The sequence below is a fragment of the Helicobacter pylori genome, from assembly GCF_015904775.1.
In the GTDB taxonomy this organism is placed as follows: domain Bacteria; phylum Campylobacterota; class Campylobacteria; order Campylobacterales; family Helicobacteraceae; genus Helicobacter; species Helicobacter pylori_DM.
This window is the reverse complement of the sequence record NZ_JADZNC010000003.1, coordinates 50,218-73,588: the sequence shown is the minus strand read 5'-3', so window position 1 is coordinate 73,588 and position 23,371 is coordinate 50,218. Positions and strand designations below refer to the sequence as shown.

The 23,371-nt window shown below is 41.2% G+C and carries 35 protein-coding genes; 29 read left to right on the top strand and 6 right to left on the bottom strand.

Translation table 11 applies throughout. The annotated features are described in order from the left end of the window. Positions 1-113 precede the first annotated feature (113 nt). From dnaJ to I6852_RS02830, 3 genes are read left to right on the top strand one after another with little or no spacing between them, the layout of a single operon-like run. Positions 114-1,223, top strand: coding sequence for a molecular chaperone DnaJ (gene dnaJ, locus I6852_RS02840; RefSeq protein ID WP_197291573.1), 1,110 nt, complete (start codon positions 114-116; stop codon positions 1,221-1,223). 10 nt (positions 1,224-1,233) lie between these two features. Continuing rightward, the gene (azlC, locus tag I6852_RS02835) at positions 1,234-1,920 is read left to right on the top strand and encodes an azaleucine resistance protein AzlC (RefSeq protein WP_197291574.1); all 687 of its coding nucleotides are present in this window, start codon (positions 1,234-1,236) and stop codon (positions 1,918-1,920) included. Continuing rightward, positions 1,914-2,270, top strand: a complete 357-nt coding sequence (locus I6852_RS02830; RefSeq protein ID WP_000955455.1) for a branched-chain amino acid transporter permease — start codon at positions 1,914-1,916, stop codon at positions 2,268-2,270. The genes azlC and I6852_RS02830 overlap by 7 nt, the downstream gene beginning before the upstream one ends. Here I6852_RS02830 and I6852_RS02825 read toward each other — a convergent pair. From I6852_RS02825 to crdA, 4 genes are read right to left on the bottom strand one after another with little or no spacing between them, the layout of a single operon-like run. Then, positions 2,251-5,358, bottom strand: a complete 3,108-nt coding sequence (locus I6852_RS02825) for an efflux RND transporter permease subunit (RefSeq protein WP_197291575.1) — start codon at positions 5,356-5,358, stop codon at positions 2,251-2,253. The two genes, I6852_RS02830 and I6852_RS02825, sit on opposite strands and share 20 nt — an antisense overlap. A gap of 2 nt (positions 5,359-5,360) precedes the next feature. After that, positions 5,361-6,380, bottom strand: a complete 1,020-nt coding sequence (locus tag I6852_RS02820; protein WP_197291576.1) for an efflux RND transporter periplasmic adaptor subunit — start codon at positions 6,378-6,380, stop codon at positions 5,361-5,363. Next, a complete protein-coding gene (gene crdB / locus I6852_RS02815; protein ID WP_197291577.1) occupies positions 6,377-7,615 on the bottom strand; it encodes a copper resistance outer membrane protein CrdB in 1,239 nt (412 codons plus the stop codon). The genes I6852_RS02820 and crdB overlap by 4 nt, the downstream gene beginning before the upstream one ends. 4 nt (positions 7,616-7,619) lie before the next feature. Beyond that, positions 7,620-7,997 (bottom strand): copper resistance determinant CrdA, encoded by a 378-nt coding sequence (crdA, locus tag I6852_RS02810; protein ID WP_000731606.1) that lies wholly within the window; start codon positions 7,995-7,997, stop codon positions 7,620-7,622. A gap of 174 nt (positions 7,998-8,171) precedes the next feature. Here crdA and fumC point away from each other — a divergent pair, with 174 nt between their 5' ends. From fumC to I6852_RS02795, 3 genes are read left to right on the top strand one after another with little or no spacing between them, the layout of a single operon-like run. Beyond that, positions 8,172-9,563, top strand: coding sequence for a class II fumarate hydratase (fumC, locus tag I6852_RS02805; protein ID WP_197291578.1), 1,392 nt, complete (start codon positions 8,172-8,174; stop codon positions 9,561-9,563). 21 nt (positions 9,564-9,584) lie between these two features. After that, positions 9,585-9,836, top strand: a complete 252-nt coding sequence (locus tag I6852_RS02800) for a hypothetical protein (protein WP_197291579.1) — start codon at positions 9,585-9,587, stop codon at positions 9,834-9,836. A 29-nt stretch (positions 9,837-9,865) separates the two neighbouring features. Further along, the gene (locus I6852_RS02795) at positions 9,866-10,480 is read left to right on the top strand and encodes a ribonuclease HII (protein WP_197291580.1); all 615 of its coding nucleotides are present in this window, start codon (positions 9,866-9,868) and stop codon (positions 10,478-10,480) included. On the opposite strand, the gene I6852_RS02790 is transcribed toward I6852_RS02795, so the two are convergent. Then, the gene (locus I6852_RS02790) at positions 10,454-11,035 is read right to left on the bottom strand and encodes a hypothetical protein (RefSeq protein WP_197291581.1); all 582 of its coding nucleotides are present in this window, start codon (positions 11,033-11,035) and stop codon (positions 10,454-10,456) included. The genes I6852_RS02795 and I6852_RS02790 overlap by 27 nt on opposite strands. A 183-nt stretch (positions 11,036-11,218) precedes the next feature. Continuing rightward, on the bottom strand, positions 11,219-12,250 hold the full coding sequence (locus I6852_RS02785) for an ATP-binding protein (protein ID WP_331458751.1): 1,032 nt from the start codon (positions 12,248-12,250) through the stop codon (positions 11,219-11,221). A gap of 267 nt (positions 12,251-12,517) precedes the next feature. Here I6852_RS02785 and rpsJ point away from each other — a divergent pair, with 267 nt between their 5' ends. From rpsJ to infA, 23 genes are read left to right on the top strand one after another with little or no spacing between them, the layout of a single operon-like run. Beyond that, positions 12,518-12,832: a 30S ribosomal protein S10 gene (gene rpsJ, locus I6852_RS02780; protein WP_000411561.1), complete on the top strand. Its 315-nt coding sequence runs from the start codon at positions 12,518-12,520 to the stop codon at positions 12,830-12,832. A 36-nt stretch (positions 12,833-12,868) separates the two neighbouring features. Continuing rightward, positions 12,869-13,444 (top strand): 50S ribosomal protein L3, encoded by a 576-nt coding sequence (gene rplC, locus I6852_RS02775; protein ID WP_000395313.1) that lies wholly within the window; start codon positions 12,869-12,871, stop codon positions 13,442-13,444. A gap of 34 nt (positions 13,445-13,478) precedes the next feature. Next, positions 13,479-14,126: a 50S ribosomal protein L4 gene (gene rplD, locus I6852_RS02770; RefSeq protein ID WP_197291583.1), complete on the top strand. Its 648-nt coding sequence runs from the start codon at positions 13,479-13,481 to the stop codon at positions 14,124-14,126. Positions 14,127-14,129: 3 nt separating this feature from the next. Then, positions 14,130-14,411 (top strand): 50S ribosomal protein L23, encoded by a 282-nt coding sequence (locus tag I6852_RS02765; RefSeq protein ID WP_000763613.1) that lies wholly within the window; start codon positions 14,130-14,132, stop codon positions 14,409-14,411. A gap of 16 nt (positions 14,412-14,427) precedes the next feature. Beyond that, positions 14,428-15,258: a 50S ribosomal protein L2 gene (gene rplB, locus I6852_RS02760; protein ID WP_000985807.1), complete on the top strand. Its 831-nt coding sequence runs from the start codon at positions 14,428-14,430 to the stop codon at positions 15,256-15,258. 11 nt (positions 15,259-15,269) lie between these two features. Next, positions 15,270-15,551 (top strand): 30S ribosomal protein S19, encoded by a 282-nt coding sequence (gene rpsS / locus I6852_RS02755; RefSeq protein WP_000091385.1) that lies wholly within the window; start codon positions 15,270-15,272, stop codon positions 15,549-15,551. Positions 15,552-15,560: 9 nt separating this feature from the next. Next, on the top strand, positions 15,561-15,929 hold the full coding sequence (rplV, locus tag I6852_RS02750) for a 50S ribosomal protein L22 (RefSeq protein WP_078267405.1): 369 nt from the start codon (positions 15,561-15,563) through the stop codon (positions 15,927-15,929). A 3-nt stretch (positions 15,930-15,932) separates the two neighbouring features. Further along, on the top strand, positions 15,933-16,637 hold the full coding sequence (rpsC, locus tag I6852_RS02745) for a 30S ribosomal protein S3 (RefSeq protein WP_000529972.1): 705 nt from the start codon (positions 15,933-15,935) through the stop codon (positions 16,635-16,637). 2 nt (positions 16,638-16,639) lie between these two features. Next, positions 16,640-17,065 (top strand): 50S ribosomal protein L16, encoded by a 426-nt coding sequence (gene rplP / locus I6852_RS02740; protein ID WP_000928961.1) that lies wholly within the window; start codon positions 16,640-16,642, stop codon positions 17,063-17,065. Beyond that, complete coding sequence (gene rpmC, locus I6852_RS02735; RefSeq protein WP_000877884.1) at positions 17,052-17,252, top strand: 50S ribosomal protein L29; 201 nt, start codon at positions 17,052-17,054, stop codon at positions 17,250-17,252. Before rplP ends, rpmC begins: the two co-directional genes overlap by 14 nt. A gap of 13 nt (positions 17,253-17,265) precedes the next feature. Beyond that, positions 17,266-17,526 carry a 30S ribosomal protein S17 gene (rpsQ, locus tag I6852_RS02730; protein ID WP_001092746.1) on the top strand — a complete coding sequence of 87 codons (261 nt, stop codon included), beginning with the start codon at positions 17,266-17,268 and terminating at the stop codon, positions 17,524-17,526. Between the two features lie 2 nt (positions 17,527-17,528). Beyond that, a complete protein-coding gene (rplN, locus tag I6852_RS02725) occupies positions 17,529-17,897 on the top strand; it encodes a 50S ribosomal protein L14 (RefSeq protein WP_000616110.1) in 369 nt (122 codons plus the stop codon). Further along, complete coding sequence (gene rplX / locus I6852_RS02720; protein ID WP_000834238.1) at positions 17,897-18,118, top strand: 50S ribosomal protein L24; 222 nt, start codon at positions 17,897-17,899, stop codon at positions 18,116-18,118. The genes rplN and rplX overlap by 1 nt, the downstream gene beginning before the upstream one ends. 12 nt (positions 18,119-18,130) lie before the next feature. Then, entirely contained in the window at positions 18,131-18,676 is a 546-nt protein-coding gene (gene rplE / locus I6852_RS02715) for a 50S ribosomal protein L5 (RefSeq protein ID WP_000467384.1), read from the top strand. Between the two features lie 9 nt (positions 18,677-18,685). Further along, positions 18,686-18,871: a type Z 30S ribosomal protein S14 gene (locus tag I6852_RS02710; RefSeq protein ID WP_001085694.1), complete on the top strand. Its 186-nt coding sequence runs from the start codon at positions 18,686-18,688 to the stop codon at positions 18,869-18,871. Between the two features lie 9 nt (positions 18,872-18,880). After that, positions 18,881-19,276 (top strand): 30S ribosomal protein S8, encoded by a 396-nt coding sequence (rpsH, locus tag I6852_RS02705; RefSeq protein WP_000245802.1) that lies wholly within the window; start codon positions 18,881-18,883, stop codon positions 19,274-19,276. Positions 19,277-19,286: 10 nt separating this feature from the next. Then, complete coding sequence (gene rplF / locus I6852_RS02700) at positions 19,287-19,823, top strand: 50S ribosomal protein L6 (protein ID WP_000086600.1); 537 nt, start codon at positions 19,287-19,289, stop codon at positions 19,821-19,823. A gap of 13 nt (positions 19,824-19,836) precedes the next feature. Continuing rightward, positions 19,837-20,193 carry a 50S ribosomal protein L18 gene (gene rplR / locus I6852_RS02695; protein WP_000991859.1) on the top strand — a complete coding sequence of 119 codons (357 nt, stop codon included), beginning with the start codon at positions 19,837-19,839 and terminating at the stop codon, positions 20,191-20,193. Positions 20,194-20,207: 14 nt separating this feature from the next. Then, positions 20,208-20,651, top strand: a complete 444-nt coding sequence (rpsE, locus tag I6852_RS02690; protein ID WP_001860543.1) for a 30S ribosomal protein S5 — start codon at positions 20,208-20,210, stop codon at positions 20,649-20,651. Positions 20,652-20,670: 19 nt separating this feature from the next. Then, the gene (gene rplO / locus I6852_RS02685) at positions 20,671-21,072 is read left to right on the top strand and encodes a 50S ribosomal protein L15 (protein WP_000522167.1); all 402 of its coding nucleotides are present in this window, start codon (positions 20,671-20,673) and stop codon (positions 21,070-21,072) included. 39 nt (positions 21,073-21,111) lie between these two features. After that, positions 21,112-22,374 (top strand): preprotein translocase subunit SecY, encoded by a 1,263-nt coding sequence (secY, locus tag I6852_RS02680; protein WP_197291584.1) that lies wholly within the window; start codon positions 21,112-21,114, stop codon positions 22,372-22,374. Continuing rightward, positions 22,374-23,135, top strand: a complete 762-nt coding sequence (map, locus tag I6852_RS02675; RefSeq protein ID WP_001018117.1) for a type I methionyl aminopeptidase — start codon at positions 22,374-22,376, stop codon at positions 23,133-23,135. Before secY ends, map begins: the two co-directional genes overlap by 1 nt. Beyond that, on the top strand, positions 23,135-23,353 hold the full coding sequence (infA, locus tag I6852_RS02670) for a translation initiation factor IF-1 (protein WP_000090248.1): 219 nt from the start codon (positions 23,135-23,137) through the stop codon (positions 23,351-23,353). The genes map and infA overlap by 1 nt, the downstream gene beginning before the upstream one ends. Positions 23,354-23,371: the final 18 nt, after the last annotated feature.

The window sequence follows — 23,371 nt, the reverse complement described above, 5'->3', positions numbered from 1 at the left end:
TATTACTATAGTTTCATCGTGTTATTTTATCTAAGTTTTGGCATGCGCTAAAACACGCAAAATTATCGCTTTTAAGATAAAATAAGCGTTTTGATGCCATTTTTGGAGCGATCGTGGAATTGAGTTATTATGAAATTTTAGAAGTGGAAAAACACAGCAACCAAGAGACCATTAAAAAGTCTTACAGAAAGCTGGCTTTAAAATACCACCCGGACCGAAACGCCGGCGATAAAGAAGCCGAAGAAAAATTCAAGCTTATCAATGAAGCCTATGGGGTGTTAAGCGATGAAAAGAAGCGGGCCTTATACGACAGGTATGGTAAAAAAGGCTTAAACCAAGCCGGTGCGAGCCAGAGCGATTTTTCTGATTTTTTTGAAGATTTAGGTTCGTTTTTTGAAGACGCTTTTGGGTTTAGCGCTAGGGGGAGCAAAAGGCAAAAAAGCTCTATCGCGCCGGATTATTTGCAAACCATTGAATTGAGTTTTAAAGAAGCGGTTTTTGGCTGTAAAAAAACCATTAAGGTCCAATACCAGAGTGTTTGTGAAAGTTGCGATGGCACGGGCGCTAAAGATAAAGCCCTAGAGACTTGCAAGCAGTGTAATGGGCAGGGGCAGGTGTTTATGCGTCAAGGTTTTATGAGTTTTGCGCAAACTTGTGGGGTGTGTCAAGGCAAGGGCAAGATCATTAAAAACCCATGCCAAGCGTGCAAGGGTAAAACCTACATTCTTAAAGATGAAGAAATTGATGCGATAATCCCTGAGGGCATTGATGATCAAAACCGCATGGTGCTTAAAAATAAAGGCAATGAATACGAGAAGGGGAAAAGAGGGGATTTGTATTTAGAAGCGCGAGTCAAAGAAGATGAGCATTTCAAGCGCGAAGGCTGTGATTTGTTCATTGAAGCGCCGGTGTTTTTCACCACTATCGCTTTAGGGCATACGATTAAAGTGCCGTCTTTAAGAGGAGGCGAATTGGAATTAAAAATCCCTAGAAACGCCAAAGACAGGCAAACTTTTGCGTTTAGAAACGAGGGCGTGAAGCACCCTGAAAGCTCTTATAGGGGGAGTTTGATCGTGGTGTTGCAAGTGATTTATCCTAAAAGCTTGAATAAAGAGCAGCAAGGGTTATTGGAAAAATTGCATGCGAGTTTTGGCTATGAGGGCGAACCGCATAAAGGCGTTTTAGAAACTTGCGTTTCTAAAATTAAAGACTGGTTCAAATAAAAGGTTGTTGATGCATGATTTTCTAAAAGCCTTCAAAGACGCTTTCCCTCATACCATTTCTATCTTTTTAGGGTATTTGCTTATGGGAATGACTTTTGGAATGCTTTTAGTCCAGCATGGCTATGATTATAAAGTCGCCCTGTTCATGTCGTTATTCATCTACGCTGGGGCGGTGCAATTTGTAGCGATCACGCTTTTAAGCGCGCAAGCGAGTTTGATGAATGTCGTTATTGTGAGCTTGCTAGTGAACGCGAGACAGACTTGTTATGCGCTTTCCATGCTAGATCGATTCAAAAACACCCAATGGCGTTTGCCCTATTTAGCGCACGCGCTCACGGATGAAACCTTTGCTCTATTGAATTTATACGCTCCTAAAGAGGGGGTGAGTGAAAAAGACTTCATTTTTAGTATTTCCTTACTCAACCACTCTTATTGGATTTTTGGCTCGTTAGTGGGTTCGTTAGTGGGTTCGCATTTTTCTTTTGACACTCAAGGCATGGAATTTGTGATGACAGCGATTTTTATCGTGCTGTTCATGGAGCAATACAAACGAAACACGAATCACAAAAACGCATGGCTTGGGATTTTTATTGCGGTTGTTTGTTTAGCGCTTTTTGGGACTGAATACTTTTTGCTCATCGCTTTGGTTTTAATGGTGCTTGTTCTCATTGTTTTTAGAAAGCAGTTAGAATGTTAACGCATTCTATACTTATTATTTTAGTTATTATAATAACGACTTATTTCACGCGCATTTGGCCTTTTATGGTGTTTAACGCTAAAAACCCGCCCAACGACTTTGTGCGTTATTTGGGTAGGGCTTTATCATGCTCAGTGATAGGCATGCTCGTGATCTATTGTTTTAAAGACATTCACATTTTAAAACCCCCTTATGGGATCAATGAAATCACCGCTTTTTTATCCGTTATCCTTTTGCACCGCATTTTTAAGGTGTTTGTTTTAAGCATCACGCTCCCTACCATTCTTTATATGGTTTTAGTCCAAAGCCATGCGTTAGAAAAGGCTTTTTTTAATATTCATGTTTCCTAACCCTAGCGTTTTTAATCACAAAATACGCCGTAGGGATAATAAAAAGCGTTAAAACAACGCTGCTTATCATGCCCCCTAGCATGGGCGCAGCGATGGATTTCATGATTTCACTTCCTGTGCCATGGCTATACATGATAGGAATGAGTGAAGCTAAAATGCTAAAAAAGGTCATAAGCTTGGGCCTTACCCTAAGCACCGCCCCATGCATGATAGCTTCTTTTAAGGCGGCAGTCTTCTGCTCTTTTAAAGGGGTTTTGATGAATTTTTGAAACGCATCCTCTAAATAAATGATCATCACAATAGCCGTTTCGCTCGCTACCCCTAAAAGGGCTAAAAAGCCCACTAACGCCGCCACGCTCATGTTAAATCCCATGAGATTCATAAAAATTAACCCCCCCAAAAACGCAAAAGGCAGAGTGAAAAAGCATAGTAAGGAATTGGTGAGATTCTTTAAAGCAAAGACAATTAAAATAAAAATGATAAAAACGCTCACCGGCACGATGTATTGTAAGGTTTTAAACGCTTCTTCTAAATACTGGCTTTCGCCGCTAAATTCATAATAATACCCGTTAGGCAATTGGATTTTTTCTAGCGTTTTTTGAGCCAGTTGCCTGTAAGCATCAGAGCTGATACCATTTTGCGGCACAATATAGATAAAATTCACGTTCAAACCCTTTTCGCTTTTTAGCACCGCCGGCGAATTATCGTAATACACATGGGCTAATTCCCTTAAGGGCATGTAATTGTAAGCGGTTTTGATGTAGAGGTTTTTTAATTTTTCAATGGTGTCTCTATCGGTGTCTTCTAAGCGTAAAGAAATAGGGTAGCTTTCTACGCCTTTAATCATGGTCGTGAGCGTGGCTCCGCCCAGAGCGAATTTAATTGCATCTAACACGGCGTTTTTATTGATGCCATAACGAGCCAGATTCTCATCGTTCAAATCCAGCGTGATGTAGTAGCCGTTATTGGATCGCTCGGCAAAGACGGATAAACTCTCTTTTAGGGTTTTGAGCTGTTGCTCCATAAGGATCGCTAATTCTTGTAATTTGTCCGTGTCGTTACCATAGAGCTTGATGCCTAGGGGCGTTCTAATGCCGGTTAAGAGCATGTCCGTTCTCCCACGAATGGGGTAAGTCCATGAATTGGTCAAGCCTTTTAATTGCAGGGTTTTTTCTAATTTGTCCCTAACTTCTTTGTAACTGAGCTTTTCTTTCCATTCGTTTTTTGGCTTTAATTCAATGTAGGTTTCTATCATTCCTAAACCGGCGGCATCGGTGCTGGTGTTAGCGCGCCCCACCTTGCCAAAAACCTGTTTGACAAAATCCAGTTGCTTGATAGCGCTATTACTTTTTTTCAAATATTCTAAAGCGGTGTCAATGCCCACGCCATTAAGCGTTACTGGCATATACATCACTACCCCTTCATTGATTTGGGGGATAAATTCCCAATTAAGTTTTTTATACGCTAGATACAAGCCCCCTAAACCCACAACGCTCGCTATCAAAAAAGCGTATCTGAACTTAAGCACAACATTCAAACTCACGCCATAAATTTTCATGAAAAAAGCGTTAATAGGGTTTTTAGACTCTTCTAAAATCCGCCCTTTAATGAGCCATACCATTAAAACAGGGACTATCGTAATAGAAAGCAGCGCTCCTACTAGCATGGCAAAGGTTTTGGTGTAAGCTAAAGGGGCAAAAAGCTTTTCTTCTTGGCCGGTGAGTGCAAAAATTGGCAAGAAAGAAACCACGATGATCATTAAAGCAAAAAATATCGCGCCCCCCACATGCTTAACCCCTTGCATGATAGCATTAACCCTTTGAGTGTTGTCTTTCGTATCAATGTGTTGCAGATGCTTGTGAGCGTTCTCCACCATCACAATAGCCGCATCCACCATCGCCCCTATAGCGATCGCAATGCCCCCTAAACTCATAATACTCGCTTCAATATTGAAATAACGCATGAGCAAGAAACTAATGCACACGCTTAAAGGCAGAGTGATGATCACCACTAAAGCGCTCCTGAAATGCAGTAAGAAAATCGCAATAATGATTAACACAATTACGCTTTCTTCTATGAGCGTGTGGATCAAATTGTCAATGCCTTTTTCAATCAATTCGCTCCTGTCATACACGCTTGTGATTTTCACATCAGGGTTACTCGCTTGTAGGGTGGCGATTTTTTCTTTAATGGCTTTAAGCACCTTGTAAGTGTCAGCGTGATAGCGCACCATGACAATCCCGCCCACCACTTCCTTATCACCATTGAGATTAGCCGCTCCTCTGCGCGGTTTTGGCACTAACCTAACGCTGGCTATATCTTTGATTTTTAAAGGGATAGCCTCTTCTTTTTTAACCACAATTTCTTCTAAATCGTTTAAAGATTGGATATAGCCATGCGATCTTATAATTTTTTCAAACCCGTTTTCTAAAATAACCCCCCCACCGGTATCGTTATTGGAATTTTTAATCGCATTAGCGACTTGTTCCAAACTCAAGTTATAACGGATCAGAGAATCGTTTTGAAGCGTTACCTCATAATCTTTCACAAAGCCCCCCACGCTTGCGACTTCACTCACTCCATCAACCCCTAAAAGCGCATAGCGATAATAAAAATCTTGCAAGACTTTCAAATCGCTTAAATTCTTGCTATCGCTAGATAAGGCGTATTGATACGCCCAGCCAATAGAAGTGGAATCGCTCCCTATTTCCACTTTAGCGTCCTTGGGCAAATTGCTCACTCGGTTTAGTTGCTCTAAAACCCTGTCTCTAGCCCAGTATAGATCCACGCCGTCTTTAAAAATGATGTAAATCAAGCCGCTTTCATAGCTAGAAATCCCCCTAACCGTGTCAATGTTAGCGATGCTCATGAAAGTAGAAACTAGCGGGTAAGTAACCTGCTCTTGCACGATTTTAGGGCTTTGATTGGGGTAAGTGATTTGCACGACCACTTGAGCGGGGCTTAAATCTGGCAAAGCGTCTAAACGAACGCTTTTTATCGCCCACAAAGAGGCTAAGAAAATGAGTAGAGTGACTAGAGTGGTAAGGAGTTTGTTTTTAACGCTTAAATCAATGATTTTTTCTATCATTTTTAATAATCCCCATTGTTTTGAGCGTCAGCGTCTAGCACGAATAAAGCGTTATTAGCGACTTCTTCGCCCGCTTCTAAACCCTCTAAAACTGCATAATTCCCATCGCTCAAGCGGACGGCTTTAATTTCTAACGGGCTTAAACCAAAATCATCTTTTTTAAACACGATAGCTTTCCCCCCCTTAATCAAAACCGCTTCTTTAGGCAGGATCTTCATTTTTTGGGGTTTTTGAAAGATTTCTACTTGAGCGAACATGTTAGGGTAATAAAGCTGTTTAACATTAGGCACATTGAAGCGTGCTTCTAGCATTTTATCTTGCGGGTTTATGATAGGGTTGATGTTTTCAAGCGTGATTTCTTGCTCGCCTTTAATCCCTTCTACGAACAAGATCGCTTGATGCGTGTTTTTTAAAAACTCTAAATCCTCTTGATTGACTTTAACAAGCACCCACAATTGGCTTAAATCTATGATTTGAAACAACTCTTGCCCTTTTTTAATGAAGCTCCCCTCATTGAGATCTGGGCTTTTTTTAAAAATAACGCCGTTGAAACGAGAGTAAATAGTGATTTCATTTTGGACTTTATGAGAGCTGATGGTTTTTTCAATGCTGGAGTTTTCTAACCCTAATAGTTTTAGTTTTTCTTTAATCGCTCCCACTTGTTGGTTGAATTTCAATGACGATAGCAATTCGCTTTGAACGCTCACTAATTCAGGGGAATACACGCTCAATAACCTATCGCCCTTTTTAATGGGGGTATAGGTTTTATTCGCATAAAGCTTTTCCACATAGCCATCAAAACGCAGGGTTTGAGAAAAAATCAGCGCTTCATTAGGCTGCAAAAGCGCGTAATAGCGCCGGCTCTGGGCGAATTCTTTTTCTATAACTTTAGTGGTGGAAATGTTAAAATGAGTTTGGCTTTTAGCTTCTTTAGTTTTTTTAGTCTCTTGAGTTTCTTTAATTTCTTGAGCGTTAGCCAATAAGAGGCTAAAAAATAGGGCTAACAATAAAAGCCGTTTCATTCTAATCCTTTAAGGTTTTGTAAAGACAAATAAGCGCTATTGAGAGCGCTCAAGGTTTCAAGTTGGGTGATTTGAATGGTGATTTTATCATTAAAAGCGTTGTAATAAGCGTTGTAATCGCCATTAGATTTCAAATCAAGCGCATAAATTTGCGCGATTTTTTCATTCTGTTTGATGATTTTATTGATCGCTTCCAGGTTTTTTTGCAAGGTTTCTAATTTTTTAAGGAGTTTTAGGGCCAGGTGGTGGGTTTTGTTTTTGGCGTTTTCCACTTCGCTTTTAAACACTAAGCTTTCTTTTTTCTTTTGCTCCACTAATTTGGCCTGCTTGCCATAAAGGGGTAAAGGGATAGACAAAGCGACGCTAAACATGTCGTAGTTATAGTATTGTTTGGAGCGGAAATAATACACCCCGGTAACGTTTACATCTTCTAAAAAGCTTTTTTTAGCCAAAGTGATGTCTTTTTGCGCTTTTTCTTCATCAAGCCTGGCGATCGCAATATCATAATTAGTGGCGCTAATGTTATATAGCTCTTGCTCGTTATTAAATTCAAAATTTTTAGGGGCAATGCTTAAAAGCTCGTTTTCCTTAAAAGTCAATTCGCCCATGGAATAATGGCTGCTAGAGAGCGCTTCTTCTAAATTGTTTTTTTTGATTTCTAATTGCGATTTTAAAATTTCCAACTTGGCGATCGCTATTAAATCGGGCGAACTGGAATGGTTGGCTTGATAGAGGGTGTTTTCTAAATTTTTAATCGCTGTCTTTAAAAGCTCTATTTCTTGTTGGTTTTTATAATTTTCAATGCCATTTATCATTAAATTAATTACCAATTGCTGCTTGGTTTTTTTAAGCTCTAATATCTTTTTTTGCTTTTCTAGATGGACCATTTGAGATTGCGTGAGTTTTTTACCATTTAAATCCACTTTTTGAGACAAACCCAAGCTCATGTTTTGCATTAAGGTGCTATCCAGCCTGAAAAAGTCGCTCACGTTAGCGTTGTTATAGCCTAAATACAAAATAGGGTTATCCCATTTGCTAACGACTTTTTCTTGAGAATTTAAAGCGTCAATTTGCTCTTGTAAGGCTTGTATTTTTTGATTTTTAGAAAGGTATTTAGCCACAAAAGATTGGATCTCTAAATCTTTAGCCAAACCCAAACTAAAAAGCAGTAACAAGGCTGTTAAAAGGCGTATTGAAACGCCCCTTTTATAAAACGCGCTTACAAAAGATAGCATGCTCTTATAAATCCAGGCTTGTTTTAGCGCGATAAACCTGGCCCTCTTTAGATTTAATATCCACCCTAACCTGCCATGTCCCGTTCATAGAAAGATTGGTTTTAGCTTCATAAAGGCCGTTTTTTTCACTCACTTGCGCCATTTCTTTCATCGCTGGCATGCCGGGCATTTCAGGCATCATAAACTGCACCCTAACGATAGCTTTTTCTAAAGCCTTACCTTTTAAAGTGGGGCTAAGCACAAAAGTGTTATCGCCTTTAATGGGGTTACCCACGGATTTGATTTTCACTTCCAAGTCATTGGCTTTTAGGGTTTGCTCCCATGCGTTTAAGCTCATAACCCCCAACACGCTCATTAAAAATAAAGCGGCTAACTTTTTCATCGTTTTGACCTTTAAATTAAGATAACAAGAAAATCCTTGTTGCGAACGGATAATAACCCTCTTTTGTGTAAAAATTGTGGAAATGGTGTTTAAAAAATTAAGGTTTTTAAGTAGAAGGTATAAGAGTTTATGCTATTTTTTTAAGGTTTTAAAATCAAATTTCAAAGGATTAGTATGCAATTTAGAATTGAACATGACACGATGGGCGAAATTCAAGTGGATGATAGCCAATACTGGGGGGCTCAAACGCAACGCAGTCTTGAAAACTTTAAAATCGGCACTGAAAAAATGCCTAAAGAACTCATTGGTGCGTTTGCCAAACTCAAAAGGAGTTTAGCGGTTGTCAACCACAAGTTAGGGAAATTAAGCCCAGAAAAATCCCAAGCCATTATCAAAGCGTGCGATTGCATTTTAAAAGGCGAGTTGTGCGGCGAGTTTCCCTTAGCGATATGGCAAACAGGGAGCGGGACTCAAACGAACATGAACCTCAATGAAGTCATTGCCAATAAGGCTACCGAAATTTTAGGGGGTAATTTTAGAGAGAAAAAACTCATCCACCCTAACGATGATGTGAACATGTCTCAAAGCTCCAACGACACTTTCCCTACCGCAATGCACATTGTGAGCGTGCTAGAAATCACGCATAAACTACTGCCCAGTTTAGAGAATTTGTTAAAGACCTTTAAAGACAAAAGCCAACAATTTAAAGAGATTGTCAAAATCGGGCGCACGCATTTGCAAGACGCTACGCCTTTAACTTTGGGGCAAGAATTTAGCGGGTATGCGAGCATGCTAGAGCATTCTAAACAACAAATTTTAGAGAGTTTGGAGCATTTAAGGGAATTAGCCATAGGCGGGACGGCCGTAGGCACAGGGCTAAACGCTCATAAAGAATTGAGTGAAAAAGTGGCTGAAGAATTGAGCCAGTTTAGCGGCGTGAAATTCATCTCTGCGCCCAATAAGTTCCACGCGCTCACTAGCCATGACGCTATCGCTTATGCGCATGGGGCTTTTAAGGCTTTAGCGGCGAATTTGATGAAAATCGCTAACGATATTAGATGGCTTGCGAGCGGGCCGCGCTGTGGTTTGGGCGAGCTTAATATCCCTGAAAACGAGCCGGGCAGTTCTATTATGCCCGGTAAAGTCAATCCCACGCAATGCGAAGCGATGACCATGGTGGCCGTGCAAGTGATGGGGAATGATACCGCTATTGGCATTGCGGCCAGTCAGGGTAATTTTGAATTGAATGTGTTCAAGCCGGTGATCATTTATAATTTCTTGCAGAGTTTGAGGCTGTTGAGCGACAGCATGGAAAGTTTTAACACCCATTGCGCGATCGGTATTGAGCCTAATAGAGAAAAAATTGATTATTACTTGCACCATTCTTTAATGCTAGTAACCGCCCTTAACCCGCATGTAGGCTATGAAAACGCCGCTAAAATCGCTAAAAACGCCCACAAAAAAGGCATTTCTTTAAAAGAAAGCGCGCTGGAACTGAAACTCTTGAGCGCTGAAGATTTTGACAAATTCGTGGTGCCTGAAAAGATGATCGGGCCTAAGGCTTGAAACCTTGGGTGGGCGTGCGAGATGAATCCTGAAAAAGCCACTCATTGCAAAGAGATTCGTAAGATCTTAAAAGAGGCGTTGCATGGCAATAAAGATTTGAATCTTTATTTGGAATCTGGAAGTAAGCATGCCAAGCTGACTAGTGGGGCGTATTCTTTGACTATCCTCTCATCGCCAAGCGACAGAAAAAGCGTGAAAAACTTTGAAAAAGAATTGACAGAGTTTATTAAGAAACTAAGAGGAAACAGGATAACGCATGGAGTGCATGAGTAGGAATTTTATACCGGTTGGGTTGCGTATCAATGGTTTTAGGCATTGATGAAGCGGGTAGGGGGTGTTTGGCCGGGTCGCTTTTTGTGGCTGGGGTGGCGTGCAGTGAAAAAACAGCCTTAGAATTTCTAAAAATGGGTTTAAAAGACAGCAAGAAGCTCAGCCCCAAAAAGCGCTTTTTCCTAGAAGATAAAATCAAAACGCATGGTGAGGTGAAGTTTTTCGTGATTAAAAAAAGCGCGAATGAAATTGATCATTTGGGATTGGGAGCGTGTTTGAAACTCGCTATTCAAGAAATTGTAGAAAATGGCTGCCCTTTAGCTAATGAAATAAAAATAGATGGCAACACGGCGTTTGGCTTGAACAAACGCTACCCCAATATACAAACCATCATCAAGGGCGATGAAACAATCGCTCAAATCGCTATGGCGTCTGTTTTAGCGAAAGCTTTTAAGGACAGAGAAATGCTAGAATTGCACGCTTTGTTTAAGGAATACGGCTGGGATAAGAATTGCGGGTATGGGACTAAGCAGCATATAGAAGCGATCATTAAGCTAGGGGCTACGCCTTTTCATCGGTATAGCTTCACGCTTAAAAACCGCATCTTAAATCCCAAACTCTTAGAGGTGGAACAACGCCTTATTTAAAACGGCGCTGAGATGGGTAGCGCTCGTTGAAGAAAGACTGATGCGTTTGGCTTTAAAGTAAGCGATTAAGTCTTCAGGCTGAATGAAAGGGAATTGCACCATGACATACACACGATGGTTGATGGTATCCACGAACCTTTTGGCTAAAATGGATTTAGACACTAACAAATCAACCACTCCAAACAGATTGTTGATGGATTGGTCTTTATCTTGAAACTCCTTATAAATGCGTTCTCGCACTTTCTTGGTCACTAAGAGAACCTCTAAAGCGCTATAAGCGTTCATTTTAGCCCTTAAAAAAGCCACTTTTTCAGCGTTCTTTTCAGGGGGCAATTGGTCATCATAGGGGATATAGTTGGAATAAAAATCGTTCCTTTTACCAAAAATTGAAGCCGATCCGACATATTGATTGGGCGGGTTCTTGTCGTCAAAAAGATTGATTTTAAGCCAATCAGGATAGTTAATCGTGTCTTTCAAACTCTTAGCATGCGCTGTTTGAGCGAAGAGGCCTAGGGATAGCAAGGCGCAGAAACTTAATTTTTTCAATGCGTTCATTATAGACTCCTTTCTATAAAAGAATATTAAAAACGCCCTACGCTTTTAGGGTAGGTGGTATTTCTCAAAAAAGCGAAATACTGGGATAGCTTATAGTGGGTTAGCTTAAGAAAAAATAAAAATATGCAATAATAATTTAAAAATGTGAGTAATAATATTAAATACATAAATACATAATAACTATTATACCAAAATAGATTGAATATCCAAAGAAAAATCAATGAAATTGAGGTGTTTGTAGGGGGGATTATGGGCTGAAATAGGGGCGTTGATAGAAACCACCACGATATTAAAAAACCCATGCTCATGGCACCATAAAAGCTGTTTTTCTAAAAAATGGGGCGTGGGGAAAGCGTGGGCGATGAGGGCGAGCTTGTTGGTAGAATTTTTATGCAAAATAAAAATCCCGTTGTCATGGGAGTAAAGCTCATGGCTGGGGAATTGCTTGTAAAGCTCTAAAAAAACCATGTTTTCAAAAACATTTAAAAGCGAGGGGCTGGGAGTTAGGCTATAAGGTAGGGCAAAATCGCACAGATACAATTTGGTTTTATGGTTTTCAAAACTGGGGACTAAAAAAAGGATGCGTTGTTTTTCTAGCGCGTGTAAAAATTTATAAAGGGTGTCTTTAGAAGTTTTAAGCTCTTTTTTGAATTGCGTATAAAGATAAAAAGCGCTCACAAATTTAGATTGATACGAGCAGATTTTAGCCATTAAGGGGGCGTAAGTTTGAAAGGCTAGTTTGATATTTTCTTGTTTTTTTAGGATTTTTTCTTGCTCGTTTTCTGTAAAAAGCGAATCTAAAGCGTTGCCGTCTCTTAAAAAGCGGTTAAACAGGGTGTTTTTAGGGGTGTTGGGTTTGAAAAAGCTAATATATTCTTTAAAACTCAACCCTAACGCATAGCATAAGCTAAAATTGGGCGCTGTTATGGGGCTTAAATAATTAGGGATAAGAATAATTTTGGGAAGCTTGGGCAGGCTGAAATCCAACCGCTCTATATTGTCTAAAATGAGCAAATCCATTTTCTTTTCCAAATGCCATTTTAAAAGCCATGAGCTTAGAATGTTTTGGTTCAAACGCATGTCGTTGTAGTTGAGATACACAGGGTTTTTAAAATCCTTCGCTAGTTTGAGGGCGAAAGTGGTTTTACCGGATTTCATCGGCCCTAAAAGACAGATTTTATCGCTTGAAGGCGGGTTTGAAAGCGGGTTGTTCAAAGCCGGCTCTTTAGGGGTTTCAAAAGGCCCAAAAGGGTGCAAGCAAGAAAGGGGCATGAACTTCCTTTCAAATGGGATTGGATTAAGATAATCGTAGCGCGTTTTTTTATATTTCCTTATAAAAAGGAAGTAAAAATCCCTAAAAAGCCCTAAAAATAGCAAAAGTTATTGACTAAATGGCGCATTTTGAGTAGTATTTCAGTTTTTATTTTATTGTTTTATTCTGTTTTTAAGTAACGAATGAAACGAGTTCTTTTAGGAGAGTTTATGGAAAAAATCAGGTTGAAGCTCAAAGCTTATGACCATAGAGTGTTGGATCGCTCTGTTGTGGCTATCGTGGAAGCCGTAAAGCGTTCAGGTTCTGAAATTAGAGGGCCTATCCCTTTACCGACTAAGAATAAGCGTTACACCGTTTTACGCTCCCCGCATGTCAATAAGGATTCAAGAGAGCAGTTTGAGATTAGGGTTTATAGCCGGTTGATTGATATTATCTCGGCCACCCCAGAAACCGTGGATAGCTTGATGAAGTTGGATTTGGCTCCTGAAGTGGATGTAGAAGTAACTTCTATGGAAACGAAGTAGTCCTAACGCATTGAGATAATAAAATAAGGGTTAGATATGGAATTTTTAGTTCAAAAGATAGGCATGAGTCGCACCATTGACGCTAACAGCACGCCTGTAACCTTGCTTAAAGTCTTGCAAGCGAAAGTGTGCCAGCTAGAAAACGGGAAAGCTTTAGTGGCCTATGCGATGCATAAAAAACACAATAAGGCGATTGAAGGCCAGCAAAAGAAATACCAGCTCAGCAAAGAGTTCAACCATTTCGCTACCTTAAAAGCTTCCCAACAAAAAGAGTTGGGCGATTTGGATTTGAGCGCTTTAGAAACGCTTAAAAGGGTTAAAGCGAGCTTTAAAACGAAGGGGAGAGGCTTTGCGGGGGTGATGAAGCGTTGGAATTTCCAAGGCGGGCCTGCAGCGCATGGGAGCCGTTTCCATCGCCGCCCTGGTTCTATTGGTAACAGAGAATGGCCAGGAAGAGTGCAAAAGGGTAGGAAAATGGCAGGGCATTATGGCAATGAGCTAGTTACTTGCCAAAACGAGGTGCTCTCTTTTGATAAAGAAAGTATGGTGTTAGTGCTAAAGGGTTCAGTGGCCGGCTTTTCTGGGGCTTATGGACGCATTAGAGCGGTATAAAACCATACATTGAATATAATATAAAGGGTTTGATATGAGTAAGGCCATCGTTTTAGACAGCCATTTGAAAGAAAAGGGTAGCGTGGAGTTACCTAAAAGATATGAGGGCATCAACAGCCATAACCTCTATCTTTATGTGAAACATTATTTATCTTCTGCGCGCGCTAATACCGCTAAAAGTAAAAACCGCGCTGAAGTGAGCGGGGGCGGCAGGAAGCCTTGGGCGCAAAAAGGGGGCGGAAGAGCCAGAGCAGGGAGCATCACTTCGCCTGTGTTTGTGGGTGGGGGTGTCTCTCATGGGGCTACGAATAAGCGCAATTACGACCTTAAAATCAACAAAAAACAAAAACGCCTGGCTTTAGAATACGCTTTAGAAGAAAAAGCGCAAGCGAACAAGCTTTTTGTGGTGGAAAAAATCGCTATAAAAGGCGTGGTTGAAGACAACAAAAGAAAGCATTTGACTAAAGAAGCCAACCAAATGTTCCAGGCTTTAGAGCAACGAGACACTTTGTTTGTGTGCATGAACATGGACGAATGCACCGAGTTAGCCTTTAGTAACCTTAAAAAATGCCTTATTATTGATGTGAGCGAGTTGAACGCTTATCTTTTAGCGGCGTTTAGCTCTGTCGTGATGGAAGAAGCAGCGTTTCAGCATGTGGTGCAAGATAAGACAGAGGAGTAAAAAATGGCAGACATCATGGATATAAAGTCAATTCTTTACACTGAAAAGTCATTAGGATTGCAAGAAAAAGGTGTTTTAGTGGTCCAAACGGCTCAAAATGTAACCAAAAACCAGCTCAAAGAAGTGTTTAAAACTTACTTTGGTTTTGAGCCTTTGAAAATCAATTCTTTGAAACAAGAAGGTAAGGTGAAACGCTTTAGAGGGAAGCTTGGACAAAGAAAGTCGTTTAAGAAATTTTATGTGAAAGTTCCAGAGGGCGCTAGCATTGCCGCCCTTGGCGCGTAGATAAGGAGAAAGCGTTATGGCGATTAAAACTTATAAGCCCTACACCCCAAGCAGACGCTTCATGTCGGTGTTGGACTCTAAAGACATTACTGCAAAAAGCAGTGTCAAAGGCTTACTCACTAAGCTTAAAGCAACAGCAGGGAGAAACAATAACGGGCGCATCACCAGCCGCCACAAAGAGAGAGGGGCTAAAAAACTCTATCGCATTATTGATTTCAAGCGCAACAAATACAACATTGAAGGGAAAGTGGCTGCGATTGAGTATGATCCTTACAGAAACGCGCGCATCGCTCTTGTGGTCTATCCTGATGGGGACAAACGCTATATTTTACAGCCAAGCGGTTTGAAAGTGGGCGATAGCGTTATCGCTGCTGAAGGCGGTTTGGATATTAAAGTGGGCTTTGCGATGAAGTTAAAAAATATCCCTATAGGAACGGTGGTGCATAACATTGAAATGCATCCAGGAGCTGGTGGGCAATTAGCCAGAAGCGCGGGAATGAGTGCTCAAATTATGGGTAGGGAAAATAAATACACCATTATTAGGATGCCAAGCTCTGAAATGCGCTACATTTTAAGCGAATGCATGGCGAGTGTTGGCGTGGTAGGGAATGAGGATTTTATCAATGTCTCTATCGGTAAGGCAGGGCGTAACCGCCACAGAGGCATTCGCCCACAAACTCGTGGGAGCGCTATGAACCCAGTGGATCACCCGCATGGTGGGGGTGAGGGTAAAACAGGGACAAGCGGTCATCCTGTATCGCCTTGGGGCACTCCAGCTAAGGGCTATAAAACTAGAAAGAAAAAAGCTAGCGACAAGCTCATCATTTCCAGAAAGAAACATAAATAAAGGGTTAAAGAATGTCTAGGTCAATTAAAAAGGGTCCTTTTATAGACGACCACTTGATGAAAAAAACGCTCAAGGCAAAAGAGGGCAAGGATAACCGCCCGATTAAAACATGGTCTAGAAGAAGCACCATTTTGCCTGAAATGATTGGTTTTACTTATAATGTGCATAATGGCAGGGTTTTTGTCCCTGTGTATATCACAGAAAACCATGTGGGTTATAAGTTAGGGGAATTTGCTCCTACAAGAACTTTTAAAGGGCACAAAGGCAGTGTCCAAAAAAAGATTGGCAAGTAAGGGGGTAGAATGAGTAAAGCGTTATTAAGATTTGTGCGGTTATCTCCTACTAAAGCCAGATTGATTGCAAGACAGATTCAAGGCATGAACGCTGAATTAGCGATCGCTAGTTTGGAATTTACGCCCAATAAAGCGGCCAGAGTGCTTTCAAAAGTGGTGGCTTCTGCGGTCGCTAACAGCTCTTTAGACGCCAAGAGCGCTCTGATTGTTTCTTGCAGAGTGGATGCTGGCCCTGTGCTTAGGCGCTCCATTCCAAGGGCTAAAGGCAGAGCCACAGCCATTAGAAAGCCAACATCTCATGTATTCGTAGAAGTAGCAGAAGGGAAAGAAATGAAATCTTCTAAAAGCCATAAAAAAAATCAAGCAGAAGGTAAGTAGGGCATGGGACAAAAAGTTAATCCGGTAGGTTTGAGATTAGGTATTAATAGGAATTGGACTTCCAGATGGTTCCCTAGCGCTCGCACCGCTCCAAGCAATATTGATGAAGACAATAAAATTAGGAAATTCCTTAAAAAAGAGCTTTATTATGCTGGCGTGAGCGAGATTGTGATTGAAAGAGCGGCTAAAAAACTGCGCGTTACGGTCGTAGCGGCTCGCCCAGGGCTTATCATTGGTAAAAAAGGCGTGGATATTGAAAAAGTCAAAGAAGGCCTAAAAACGCTCATCAAAAAAGAAGTCTCCATTAATATTAAAGAAGTCAAACGCCCCCAAGCTGACGCCCAATTAGCCGCAGAAAATGTAGCCACCCAGCTAGAAAAAAGGGTCGCTTTCCGCCGCGCGATGAAAAAAGTCATGCAAGCGGCGTTAAAATCTGGTGCTAAAGGGATCAAGGTGCGCGTTTCTGGCCGTTTAGCAGGGGCTGAAATCGCTCGCACCGAATGGTATATGGAAGGGCGCGTGCCTTTACACACCTTAAGGGCTAAGATTGATTACGGCTTTGCTGAAGCGATGACGGTATATGGTATTATTGGCGTGAAAGTGTGGATTTTCAAAGGGGAAGTTTTGCAAAAAGGCATCCAATTTGAGAAAAAAGAAGAGGCTAAAGAAGAAAGAGAGCCTAGAAGAAGCAGAAGAGGGAGGCAATAATCATGTTAATGCCAAAAAGAACAAAATACAGAAAGCAAATGAAAGGGCGCAATCGTGGGAAAGCCCATCGTGGTAACTCTATTGCGTTTGGGGATATTGCGATTAAAGCCATAGAGCATGGGAGGATTGATTCACGCCAGATTGAATCCGCAAGGGTGGCTATGACAAGGCACATTAAAAGAGCGGGTAAGGTGTGGATTAGAGTATTCCCTGATAAGCCTTTGACCGCTAAGCCTTTAGAAACCAGGATGGGTAAAGGTAAAGGCTCTGTGGAAAAATGGGTGATGAATATCAAGCCGGGCAGAATCGTTTATGAAATGCTAGGCATTGAAGAAGGACTAGCGAGAGAAGCTTTAGCACTAGCTCAGAGCAAACTTCCTTTTAAAACCAAAATTGTAACTTGTGAGAGCGAAAATGAAATATACTGAATTGAAAGATAAGAGTATCAAGGAATTAGAAGAGTTGTTGCATGCTAAAAAGGCGGAGCTTTTTGAGTTGCGCGTTAAATTAAAGGCTATGCAATTGAGTAATCCTAACGAGATTAAGAAAGCTAGAAGAAATATCGCTCGCATTAACACGGCTATTAATGCACATTATTCTTCTAGCGTTGAGTAAAAAAGGGTAAGCAATGAATACGAAAGAGCCGCATAAAAGGCTGGTGCAAGGCAAGGTTATCAGCAAGTTTGCTGAAAAAAGCGCTGTGATTCTTGTAGAAAGAAAAGTGGTGCATGAAAAATACAGAAAGATTGTTAAAAAGTTTAAAAAATACACCATCCATGATGAAAACAATCAGGTGAAAGTAGGGGATTTTGTGAGCGCGATTGAGTGCAGACCGCTTTCTAAAACCAAGTCTTTCACGCTTAAAGAAATTTTAGTAGTGGGAGTATGAGCATGATACAGAGTTTTACAAGATTGAATGTCGCTGACAATAGCGGCGCTAAAGAAATCATGTGCATTAAGGTGTTAGGAGGCAGCCACAAACGCTATGCGAGCGTGGGTAGCGTGATCGTGGCTTCCGTGAAAAAAGCTATCCCTAATGGCAAAGTGAAACGCGGTCAAGTCGTCAAAGCCGTTGTGGTGAGAACGAAAAAAGAAATCCAAAGGAAAAATGGTTCTTTGGTGCGTTTTGATGACAATGCAGCAGTGATTTTGGACGCTAAAAAAGATCCTGTTGGCACAAGGATTTTTGGGCCAGTGAGCCGAGAAGTGCGTTACGCTAATTTCATGAAAATTATTTCTCTAGCGCCGGAGGTTGTATAATGAAAAGCGAAATCAAAAAAAATGACATGGTGAAAGTCATTGCAGGAGACGATAAGGGCAAGGTCGCTAAGGTTTTAGCGGTGTTGCCTAAGACTTCTCAAGTGGTTGTTGAAGGGTGTAAAGTGGTGAAAAAAGCGATTAAACCTACTGATGATAACCCTAAAGGGGGCTTTATCCATAAAGAAAAGCCCATGCACATTTCCAATGTGAAGAAAGCCTAAGGAGTTGGATACATGTTTGGTTTGAAACAATTTTATCAAAATGAAGTGAGAATAAAACTCGCTCAAGAATTAGACATCAAAAACCCCATGCTTTTACCCAAGCTAGAAAAAATCGTTATCAGCGTGGGCGCTGGGGCTCATGCAAAAGACATGAAAATCATGCAAAATATCGCGCAAACGATTTCTTTGATTGCAGGGCAAAAAGCGGTTATCACTAAAGCGAAAAAATCCGTTGCAGGCTTTAAGATCAGAGAAGGCATGGCGGTAGGGGCGAAAGTTACCTTAAGGAATAAACGCATGTATAATTTCTTAGAAAAGCTGATTGTGATTTCGTTACCCAGAGTGAAAGACTTTAGAGGGATTTCACGAAATGGTTTTGATGGGCGTGGGAATTACACCTTTGGGATCAATGAGCAGTTGATTTTCCCGGAAGTGGTTTATGATGATATTATGGTCAGTCATGGCATGAACATCACTATGGTAACTTCTACGGACAACGATAAAGAAGCGTTCAAGTTGTTAGAATTGCTTGGATTGCCTTTTGCAAAAGTGAGATAAGGGGTTAATATGGCTAAAAAATCAATGATCGCAAAGGCTCAAAGGAAACCAAAATTTCAAGTAAGGGCTTATACCAGATGCCGCATTTGTGGGAGACCTCATTCGGTTTATAGGGATTTTGGACTTTGTAGGGTGTGCCTTAGAAAAATGGGCAGTGAGGGACTCATCCCAGGCTTGAGAAAAGCCAGTTGGTAAGGACAAGATATGGTAAATGATATAATTGCAGATTCATTAACTCGTTTGAGAAACGCTTCTATGCGCCGCTTAGAATTCACGCAACTTTATTACGCAAAAATCGTGGTTTCTATCTTAGAGATTTTTAAAGAAAAGGGTTTCATTAAAGATTTCAATATCAAAGATAAAGACAAGAAACAATCGGTTTATGTGCAGTTGGCTTATGATGAAAAAGGGCATTCAAAAATCAGCGAAGTGAAGCGCCTAAGCAAACCCGGTCGTCGTGTGTATAAGCAAAAAAACGAGTTGAAGCGCTTTAAAAATGGCTATGGCGTGATTGTGGTAAGCACTTCTAAGGGGGTGATCACCAACGAAGAAGCTTACAGACAAAATGTCGGTGGCGAAGTGCTTTGTAGCATTTGGTAAAGGATTAAAAATGTCAAGAATCGGAAAAAGAATCATTGAAATCCCAAGCTCTGTGCAAGCGAGCGTGGAAGGGAGTAAGCTTCTTTTTAAAAACAGCAAAGAAAAGCATGAGTTAGAAACTCACAACCGAGTGAAAATCACGCTTGAAAACAACCAATTGAGCTTCCAACCTGTGGGCGAAGACGCGCAGTCTAGGGCTTATTGGGGAACTTATGGGGCGTTAGCCAACAACATTGTAACAGGCTTAAGTGCCGGTTTCAGTAAGACTTTAGAAGTCAATGGCGTGGGCTATAAGGTGGCTTTGGGCAATAAAACTTTGGATTTGAGTTTGGGTTTTAGCCACCCGGTGAAATACCCCATTCCAGCGGGGATTGAAATGGTGGTGGAAAAAAACACGATCACAATCAAAGGGAGCGATAAGCAAAAAGTAGGGCAAGTCGCCGCTGAAATCAGGAGCTTCAGACCCCCAGAGCCATACAAGGGCAAGGGCGTGAAATACAGCGATGAAGTCATTATTAGAAAAGCTGGTAAAACAGCTAAAAAATAAATAAGGTGGAGTGATGAACGCAAAAGCATTGTATAAAAAGAAAGCCTTAAGAGATCGCCGAAAATTAAGGATTAAAAGCAAACTCTTGGGCGATAAATTAAGACCTAGGGTGAGCGTTTTTCGTTCGAATCGCTATTTCTATGCGCAAGCGATTGATGATATTAAACAAAGCACCATAACGCATATTGACGGCAGGAAAATGGGCTTTAAAAACACGCAAGAAGACGCTAAAAAATTAGGCGCTCTCTTTGCTGAAGAATTGAAAAAAGCAGGGATTGAGCGAGCGGTTTATGATAGGAATGGTTACCTCTATCATGGCGTGGTGGCAGCGTTTGCTGAAAGCTTGAGAGAGAACGGGATCGCTCTATGACAGAAAGGAAAGGTATGGAAGAGATTAACAGAGAAGAGTTTCAAGAAGTCGTTGTGAATATTGGCCGTGTAACCAAAGTGGTTAAGGGCGGTAGGCGGTTTCGTTTTAACGCTTTAGTGGTTGTTGGCAATAAAAATGGGCTTGTAGGCTTTGGTTTGGGCAAGGCTAAGGAAGTCCCTGATGCGATTAAAAAAGCGGTAGATGATGCGTTTAAAAACCTCATTCATGTAACGATTAAAGGCACGACTATCGCTCATGATATTGAGCATAAATACAACGCAAGCCGTATTTTGCTCAAACCGGCAAGTGAGGGAACGGGAGTGATTGCTGGGGGTTCAACGCGCCCTATCGTGGAATTAGCAGGCATTAAGGATATTCTAACCAAATCTTTAGGCTCCAACAACCCCTATAATGTGGTGCGCGCGACTTTTGACGCTTTAGCGAAAATCAAGGCGTAGTTAAAAAGGAGATATGATAATGGGATTAGAAAATTTAAAACCGGCTAAAGGTAGCGTTAAGAAAATCAAACGAGTGGGCCGTGGTCAAGGAAGCGGCATGGGAAAAACTGCCACAAGGGGCGGTAAAGGCCAAACTGCAAGGACAGGCTATAAGGCTAAAAGAGGCTTTGAAGGAGGGCAACAACCCTTACAACGCCGTTTGCCTAAAATAGGTTTTAGGACTAAAGATTCTCATATCTATTCTATCAATGTAGAAAAGAATGAAGCGATTAAAAATTTAGAAGAGATTACTTTTTCAAGCTTGCGCGCTTTGCACCATTTCCCCCTTTATATTGAGGGCGTGAAATTGATCGGTAAAGACGCTAAAAACTTGGCTTCTAAAATTAAAGATGAGAGAATCAAAACAAGCGGGCAGAAATAATGCCCCTATTGTATCAGCTTGATTTAAGAGGAATAAGTTATGAATAAAGCCATTGCTAGTAAGATACTCATCACTTTGGGTTTTTTATTTCTCTACAGAGTCTTAGCTTATATCCCCATTCCTGGCGTAGATTTAGCAGCGATCAAGGCTTTTTTTGACAGCAACTCCAACAACGCTTTGGGGTTGTTTAACATGTTTAGCGGGAATGCGGTTTCTCGCTTGAGCATCATCTCTTTGGGTATCATGCCCTATATCACTTCTTCCATTATCATGGAGCTTTTGAGCGCGACTTTCCCCAACCTGGCTAAAATGAAAAAAGAGCGAGACGGCATGCAAAAATACATGCAAATCGTGCGCTATTTGACCATTTTAATCACTCTAATCCAAGCGGTGAGCGTTTCAGTGGGTTTAAGGAGTATTAGCGGTGGTGCGAATGGAGCGATCATGATTGATATGCAAGTCTTTATGATCGTTTCAGCGTTTTCTATGCTTACAGGGACGATGCTACTCATGTGGATAGGGGAGCAAATCACGCAAAGGGGCGTGGGGAATGGGATCAGTCTCATTATTTTTGCCGGGATTGTTTCAGGGATCCCATCAGCTATTTCAGGCACATTCAATTTGGTCAATACGGGCGTGATCAATATCTTAATGCTCATCGGTATTGTGCTGATTGTTTTAGCGACTATTTTTGCGATCATCTATGTGGAATTAGCCGAGCGCAGAATCCCTATTTCTTATGCGCGTAAAGTGGTGATGCAAAACCAAAACAAGCGCATCATGAATTACATTCCTATTAAGTTGAATTTAAGCGGGGTGATCCCCCCTATTTTCGCTTCAGCTTTGCTCGTGTTCCCTTCTACGATTTTGCAACAAGCCACAAGCAACAAAGCCTTGCAAGCGATTGCAGATTTTTTAAGCCCGCAAGGGTATGCGTATAATATTTTGATGTTCTTGCTCATTATCTTTTTTGCTTACTTTTATTCTTCTATCGTGTTCAATTCTAAGGATATTGCGGATAATTTGAGGCGTAATGGCGGGTATATTCCAGGGCTTAGGCCTGGAGAGGGGACTTCATCGTTTTTAAATTCTGTAGCGAGTAAGCTCACTTTGTGGGGTTCATTGTATTTAGCGCTCATTTCTACCGTGCCTTGGATTTTGGTTAAGGCTATGGGCGTGCCTTTTTACTTTGGAGGCACGGCGGTGCTGATTGTGGTTCAGGTCGCTATTGATACCATGAAAAAGATTGAAGCGCAAATTTATATGAGCAAGTATAAAACTTTAAGCGCGGTAGGCTTTTAATGGCAATCTCTATTAAAAGCCCAAAAGAAATCAAAGCTCTAAGAAAAGCCGGGGAATTGACCGCTCAAGCGTTAGCCCTTTTAGAGCGAGAAGTAAGGCCTGGGGTTTCACTTTTAGAACTGGATAAAATGGCTGAAGATTTTATCAAATCCTCTCATGCCAGGCCGGCTTTTAAGGGGCTGTATGGATTCCCCAACTCTGTGTGCATGTCCTTAAATGAAGTGGTTATTCATGGCATTCCTACGGATTATGTTTTGCAAGAAGGGGATATTATAGGCTTGGATTTGGGGGTGGAAGTGGATGGCTATTATGGCGATTCGGCTCTCACGCTTCCTATAGGTGCAATAAGCTTGCAAGATGAAAAATTGCTCGCTTGCTCCAAAGAGAGCTTGATGCATGCCATTAATTCAATCAGAGTGGGCATGCATTTTAAGGAGTTGAGTCAGATTTTAGAGAGCGCTATTGTAGAAAGGGGCTTTGTGCCTTTGAAAGGATTTTGCGGGCATGGCATTGGTAAAAAACCCCATGAAGAACCAGAAATCCCCAACTACCTAGAAAAAGGCGTTAAGCCTAATAGTGGCCCTAAAATCAAAGAGGGCATGGTGTTTTGCTTAGAGCCTATGGTGTGTCAAAAACAAGGCGAGCCTAAAATACTAGCGGATAAGTGGAGCGTGGTTTCAGTGGATGGGCTTAACACAAGCCACCATGAGCATACTATCGCCATAATTGGCAATAAAGCAGTGATTCTTACGGAGCGTTAATGGCAAGAGATGATGTTATAGAAGTGGATGGGAAAGTGATTGAGGCGTTGCCTAACGCCACTTTTAAGGTGGAGTTGGACAATAAGCATGTGGTGTTGTGCCGTATTTCTGGAAAGATGCGCATGCACTATATTAGGATTGCTTTAGGCGATAGGGTCAAGCTAGAGCTTACGCCCTATAGCTTAGACAAAGGTCGGATAACTTTTAGATATAAATAATTTAAGGGTTATTTCAAT

What these genes read in the sequence shown, in the direction of transcription:
- I6852_RS02765 (WP_000763613.1), top strand. Translation starts at nt 14,130, where the DNA reads ATGGCAGACATCATGGATATAAAGTCAATTCTTTACACTGAAAAGTCA.
- crdB (WP_197291577.1), bottom strand. Translation starts at nt 7,615, where the DNA reads ATGCTATCTTTTGTAAGCGCGTTTTATAAAAGGGGCGTTTCAATACGC.
- I6852_RS02795 (WP_197291580.1), top strand. Translation starts at nt 9,866, where the DNA reads ATGGTTTTAGGCATTGATGAAGCGGGTAGGGGGTGTTTGGCCGGGTCG.
- rpsQ (WP_001092746.1), top strand. Translation starts at nt 17,266, where the DNA reads ATGAATACGAAAGAGCCGCATAAAAGGCTGGTGCAAGGCAAGGTTATC.
- rplF (WP_000086600.1), top strand. Translation starts at nt 19,287, where the DNA reads ATGTCAAGAATCGGAAAAAGAATCATTGAAATCCCAAGCTCTGTGCAA.
- rpsH (WP_000245802.1), top strand. Translation starts at nt 18,881, where the DNA reads ATGGTAAATGATATAATTGCAGATTCATTAACTCGTTTGAGAAACGCT.
- I6852_RS02800 (WP_197291579.1), top strand. Translation starts at nt 9,585, where the DNA reads ATGAATCCTGAAAAAGCCACTCATTGCAAAGAGATTCGTAAGATCTTA.
- I6852_RS02710 (WP_001085694.1), top strand. Translation starts at nt 18,686, where the DNA reads ATGGCTAAAAAATCAATGATCGCAAAGGCTCAAAGGAAACCAAAATTT.
- rplX (WP_000834238.1), top strand. Translation starts at nt 17,897, where the DNA reads ATGAAAAGCGAAATCAAAAAAAATGACATGGTGAAAGTCATTGCAGGA.
- rplC (WP_000395313.1), top strand. Translation starts at nt 12,869, where the DNA reads ATGGAATTTTTAGTTCAAAAGATAGGCATGAGTCGCACCATTGACGCT.
- rplB (WP_000985807.1), top strand. Translation starts at nt 14,428, where the DNA reads ATGGCGATTAAAACTTATAAGCCCTACACCCCAAGCAGACGCTTCATG.
- I6852_RS02830 (WP_000955455.1), top strand. Translation starts at nt 1,914, where the DNA reads ATGTTAACGCATTCTATACTTATTATTTTAGTTATTATAATAACGACT.
- infA (WP_000090248.1), top strand. Translation starts at nt 23,135, where the DNA reads ATGGCAAGAGATGATGTTATAGAAGTGGATGGGAAAGTGATTGAGGCG.
- rpsC (WP_000529972.1), top strand. Translation starts at nt 15,933, where the DNA reads ATGGGACAAAAAGTTAATCCGGTAGGTTTGAGATTAGGTATTAATAGG.
- fumC (WP_197291578.1), top strand. Translation starts at nt 8,172, where the DNA reads ATGCAATTTAGAATTGAACATGACACGATGGGCGAAATTCAAGTGGAT.
- rpsJ (WP_000411561.1), top strand. Translation starts at nt 12,518, where the DNA reads ATGGAAAAAATCAGGTTGAAGCTCAAAGCTTATGACCATAGAGTGTTG.
- rplE (WP_000467384.1), top strand. Translation starts at nt 18,131, where the DNA reads ATGTTTGGTTTGAAACAATTTTATCAAAATGAAGTGAGAATAAAACTC.
- crdA (WP_000731606.1), bottom strand. Translation starts at nt 7,997, where the DNA reads ATGAAAAAGTTAGCCGCTTTATTTTTAATGAGCGTGTTGGGGGTTATG.
- rplR (WP_000991859.1), top strand. Translation starts at nt 19,837, where the DNA reads ATGAACGCAAAAGCATTGTATAAAAAGAAAGCCTTAAGAGATCGCCGA.
- rplN (WP_000616110.1), top strand. Translation starts at nt 17,529, where the DNA reads ATGATACAGAGTTTTACAAGATTGAATGTCGCTGACAATAGCGGCGCT.
- rpsE (WP_001860543.1), top strand. Translation starts at nt 20,208, where the DNA reads ATGGAAGAGATTAACAGAGAAGAGTTTCAAGAAGTCGTTGTGAATATT.
- I6852_RS02825 (WP_197291575.1), bottom strand. Translation starts at nt 5,358, where the DNA reads ATGATAGAAAAAATCATTGATTTAAGCGTTAAAAACAAACTCCTTACC.
- rpsS (WP_000091385.1), top strand. Translation starts at nt 15,270, where the DNA reads ATGTCTAGGTCAATTAAAAAGGGTCCTTTTATAGACGACCACTTGATG.
- secY (WP_197291584.1), top strand. Translation starts at nt 21,112, where the DNA reads ATGAATAAAGCCATTGCTAGTAAGATACTCATCACTTTGGGTTTTTTA.
- azlC (WP_197291574.1), top strand. Translation starts at nt 1,234, where the DNA reads ATGCATGATTTTCTAAAAGCCTTCAAAGACGCTTTCCCTCATACCATT.
- rpmC (WP_000877884.1), top strand. Translation starts at nt 17,052, where the DNA reads ATGAAATATACTGAATTGAAAGATAAGAGTATCAAGGAATTAGAAGAG.
- rplO (WP_000522167.1), top strand. Translation starts at nt 20,671, where the DNA reads ATGGGATTAGAAAATTTAAAACCGGCTAAAGGTAGCGTTAAGAAAATC.
- I6852_RS02790 (WP_197291581.1), bottom strand. Translation starts at nt 11,035, where the DNA reads ATGAACGCATTGAAAAAATTAAGTTTCTGCGCCTTGCTATCCCTAGGC.
- rplP (WP_000928961.1), top strand. Translation starts at nt 16,640, where the DNA reads ATGTTAATGCCAAAAAGAACAAAATACAGAAAGCAAATGAAAGGGCGC.
- map (WP_001018117.1), top strand. Translation starts at nt 22,374, where the DNA reads ATGGCAATCTCTATTAAAAGCCCAAAAGAAATCAAAGCTCTAAGAAAA.
- rplV (WP_078267405.1), top strand. Translation starts at nt 15,561, where the DNA reads ATGAGTAAAGCGTTATTAAGATTTGTGCGGTTATCTCCTACTAAAGCC.
- I6852_RS02820 (WP_197291576.1), bottom strand. Translation starts at nt 6,380, where the DNA reads ATGAAACGGCTTTTATTGTTAGCCCTATTTTTTAGCCTCTTATTGGCT.
- rplD (WP_197291583.1), top strand. Translation starts at nt 13,479, where the DNA reads ATGAGTAAGGCCATCGTTTTAGACAGCCATTTGAAAGAAAAGGGTAGC.